This is a genomic window from Saccharomonospora iraqiensis subsp. iraqiensis (assembly GCF_000430445.1).
Taxonomy (GTDB): Bacteria; Actinomycetota; Actinomycetes; order Mycobacteriales; family Pseudonocardiaceae; genus Saccharomonospora; species Saccharomonospora iraqiensis.
The window spans coordinates 17701-21927 of sequence record NZ_KE387110.1; the positions used below are offsets into that span (position 1 = coordinate 17701).

The window sequence follows — 4227 nt, forward strand, 5'->3', positions numbered from 1 at the left end:
TCCGCCGCCGGTCGGCGGCCCCGGCATGACGGGCATGCCCCTGGGCGCGGGCGGCGCGGGTGCCACCGCCGGGGGCGACGACGAGCAGGACCGCACCCAGCACGCCTCGTTCCTCATCGAACCGGACCCGGACGAGACCTTCGGTGCCACCGGGTCGGCGGCGCCACCGGTGCTCGGTGCCTGGGGGCCCGAGGACGAGGAGCGGTAGCCGGTGCGGGCGCGGCTCACCGAGGCCGAACTCGACTTCCTCTGGGAGTCGAGCGGTCTCGGTGATCTGCCGTATCCGCTCCGGGCGCGGTCCCACGGGTGGACGCTGGAGGAGCGGTCCGCGATGCGCCACGACGTGTTCGCCGACCTCGCCGACCGTGGTCTCGCCGACCCGGGGGGCAGGCCGGTCCCGGATCTGGAGAACGCTTTCGGGGTGCTGGCCTCGCCGGAGCACAGCCTGGACTCGGTGCAGATCAGCGCCCCGGACGCGCAGCCGCGCCTGGCCGTCGCCGCCGCGTCCGACGGGCACGGCGTGCTCGCCGTGCAGGAGCAGGGCGCGTTGCAGCTCGAACCGGTGCCCGCGGACGGGCTGGCCGGTGCGATCGTCGGGCAGCTGCCCGCGGCGCCGCGTGGGAGCGAGAAGTCCATCACCGTGCCGCTGGAGCAGTTGGTGACCGGGCCGGGGGCGGACTTCATGCAGCGCAGGCCGACCACCACCGACGGCAGCACCGCCCGCGCCGACGAGGACCGCAAGGCGCTGGCACGACTGCACGCCCAGTCCCGCGAACGCGGTGGTCAGATCGGTGCGAACGCCCGCGCGGCCGCGGGCGGCAGGTCCCGGGCTCCCGTGCTGAGCTGGTTCGACACGGAGACCGGCCGCTACCTCACCCAGGCGAGCACGGGGCCGGACGGCCGGGACTGGATCATCATCGCCCCCGCCGACGCCCCCACCCTCCGCCACCGCCTCGCGGAAATGCTGGCCACGGCCGCGACCAGGACGACCGCCCACCTGTGACCGGCGGCGTCGCCGTCAAGGCCCCCCTCCCTGCGCAGGGTGCCGTGAAGGGGTCCTTCACGGCACACACCCCGGTAAGGTGCGTCGGGGCACCGCGCCGGGTGGGATCCCATCGACCGAGTCAACCGGGGGAATCGTGATGATGCAGGAGTTCTTCACACCGGTCGCCTTCGACTTCCTGTGGGAGTCGGCGGGCGTCGGCGAGCTGCCGTATCCGCTCCGGATCCGTTCGCACGGGGAGACGGACCAGGAACGCGGGATGCTCCGGCAGCGGGTCGACGAGGAGTTCGCCGCGCGCGGCCTCCCGGACCCCCGGATCGAGGAGTCGCTCGCCGTGCTGGCGCGGCCGTCGTTCAGTGTCGACGCGCTGCACATCCCCGAGTTCCAGGCACCCCCGGTGGGCGCGCTGGCCGCCTCGGACGGCGACCGGGCCGTGCTCGCGGTGCAGGACGCCGACGGCATACGGCTGCGGACGGTGTACCCCGACGGGCTCGCCTCCGCGGTCGTGGACCTGCTGCCCGCGAGCGGGCGGGGCACCCAGGCGTCGATCACCCTGCCGATCGAGACGGCCCTGCGCACCCGACCCTCCCGCGCCGGGGTGGTCGGTGAGGCGGAGGCCGGGTCCGACCGCCGGGGCGGTCGCGGCCGCACGAGCCTCGCCGAGCGGGCCAAGGACCCCGGTGAGGCGTACGCGGATCTGATCGCGCAGCCCCGGTTGCGTGGCGGTCAGCTCGCCGCGAACAGCCGGGACGAGGTGGGCGGTCGGCACCGCTCCCCGGTCCTGGCCTGGTTCGACACGGCGACCGGCCGGTACCTCAGCCTGTCCCGGCAGGGCCCCGACGGCCGGGAATGGGTCACCGTCGCCCCGGCGGACGCGAAGACCCTGCGGACACGGATCGGCGAGGCGCTGGCCGAGGTCGCGCCCTGACCCACCCGTCGCTGCGGGGCGGGCCGTTGGGCGATCGTGACCCCGCCGACGTCCGGACGCGGGAACACCACGGCCGCGGCCACCGTTGACCACGGCAGGATCGCTCGGCCGGTACCGCGGGCCGGGCGGTACGCTGGTGGGACGGTGAGTTCCGTAGCGCCCGCGTATTGTCGAACACCGCGACGGCGGATGTCACAACCTACCGCCTAGCCAGGGAGGGTCGAGGCCACCACGGCCGGATCGAATGGACCGCAAGCGCCTGCTCAAGAACCCACTGCTGTGGATAGCGGTGGCCCTGCTGCTCTATTTCGGCATCAGCACGCTCGCCGACAGCGATCGTGGCTACACCGAGGTCCCCACCTCGCAGGCCGTCGAGCAGATCAACTCGGGCAACGTCACCGAGGCCACCCTGGAGGATCGCGAACAGCAGCTCAAGCTGCATCTCGAGAACCCGGTCGCGGTCGACGGCCAACAGGCCACCGAGGTCATCACGAAGTTCCCCGCCGGGGCGTCCACCCAGCTCTACAACGGGTTGTTGAACTCTGGGACCGGGCAGGACGACGTCGAGTTCAACACGACGGTCACCGAGGACTCGTTCCTCACCCAGCTGCTGATCTACATGATCCCGCTGCTGCTGCTGGTCGGGCTGCTCATCTGGATGATGAACAACGCCCAGGGTGGCGGCAACCGGGTCCTGAACTTCGGCAAGTCCAAGGCCAAGCAGCTGAACAAGGACATGCCGACCACGACGTTCACCGACGTGGCCGGGGCCGACGAGGCCGTCGAGGAACTGCACGAGATCAAGGACTTCCTGCAGGGACCGGCGCGGTACCAGTCGCTGGGGGCGAAGATCCCGAAGGGTGTGCTGCTCTACGGCCCGCCCGGCACCGGGAAGACGTTGCTCGCCCGTGCCGTCGCCGGTGAGGCGGGCGTGCCCTTCTACACGATCTCGGGTTCCGACTTCGTCGAGATGTTCGTCGGTGTCGGTGCCTCCCGCGTGCGCGACCTGTTCGAGCAGGCCAAGCAGAACGCACCCTGCATCGTGTTCGTCGACGAGATCGACGCCGTCGGCAGGCAACGCGGCGCCGGTATGGGCGGCGGCCACGACGAACGGGAGCAGACCCTCAACCAGTTGCTCGTCGAGATGGACGGGTTCGACTCGCGTGGCGGGATCATCCTGATCGCGGCGACCAACCGCCCGGACATCCTCGACCCCGCGCTGCTGCGGCCCGGCCGGTTCGACCGGCAGATCCCGGTGCAGGCCCCCGACCTCAAGGGCCGGATGCAGATCCTCCAGGTCCACTCGAAGGGCAAGCCGCTCGCCGAGAACGCCGACATCGAGGCACTGGCCAAGCGCACCGTGGGCATGTCCGGCGCCGACCTGGCGAACGTGGTCAACGAGGCGGCGCTGCTGACGGCCCGCGAGCACAACACGGTCATCACCGACCACGCCCTCGAGGAGTCGGTGGACCGGGTGATCGGCGGTCCGGCCCGGAAGAGCCGGATCATCTCCGAGCACGAGAAGAAGATGACCGCCTACCACGAGGGCGGACACGCGCTGGCCGCGTGGGCGATGCCGGACATCGAACCGGTCTACAAGCTCACGATCCTGCCGCGGGGCCGCACCGGCGGCCACGCGCTGGTCGTGCCCGAGGACGACAAGCAGTTGATGACGCGGTCCGAGATGATCGCGCGGCTGGTGTTCGCGATGGGTGGGCGCACCGCCGAGGAACTGGTGTTCCACGAGCCGACCACCGGCGCGTCCTCGGACATCGAGCAGGCGACCAAGATCGCCAGGGCGATGGTCACCGAGTACGGCATGAGCCCCCGCCTCGGTGCGGTGAAGTACGGCCAGGAGCAGGGCGACCCGTTCGTCGGGCGTTCGGCGGGCAGGCAGGCCGACTACTCGCTGGAGGTCGCGCACGAGATCGACGAGGAGGTGCGCAAGCTCATCGAGACGGCGCACACCGAGGCGTGGGAGGTGCTCAACACCTACCGCGACGTGCTCGACGACCTGGTGCGCGAGGTTCTGGACAAGGAGACCCTCCAGCGGCGCGACCTGGAACGCATCTTCAGCGAGGTGGTGAAGCGCCCGCGGATCACCACGTTCAACGAGTTCGGCGAGCGGCTCCCCTCGGAGAAGCCGCCGATCAAGACACCGCGGGAGCTGGCGGCCGAACGGGGCGAGCCGTTGCCCCCGGAGGACGAGGAGCGCGAGTCCGGCGGGCGGGAGCCCGCACCGGAGCCGGAACCCGCCTCGATCGGCACCGGCGCCGGTCCGGCCGCGACCGGTGTG

3 protein-coding genes and 1 pseudogene are annotated in these 4227 nt (G+C 71.6%); all 4 read left to right on the forward strand.

Annotated features, from left to right (window positions below; genetic code table 11):
* Nucleotides 1-208: pseudogene (locus ACTIR_RS0115960) on the forward strand (hypothetical protein); the annotation flags it as partial.
* Nucleotides 209-211: 3 nt separating this feature from the next.
* Nucleotides 212-1003 (forward strand): ESX secretion-associated protein EspG, encoded by a 792-nt coding sequence (locus ACTIR_RS0115965; protein WP_026455032.1) that lies wholly within the window; start codon nucleotides 212-214, stop codon nucleotides 1001-1003.
* Between the two features lie 139 nt (nucleotides 1004-1142).
* A complete protein-coding gene (locus ACTIR_RS0115970; RefSeq protein WP_007025426.1) occupies nucleotides 1143-1931 on the forward strand; it encodes an ESX secretion-associated protein EspG in 789 nt (262 codons plus the stop codon).
* A gap of 244 nt (nucleotides 1932-2175) precedes the next feature.
* On the forward strand, nucleotides 2176-4227 hold a 2052-nt coding region (gene ftsH, locus ACTIR_RS0115975; RefSeq protein WP_026455033.1), incomplete at its 3' end, for an ATP-dependent zinc metalloprotease FtsH.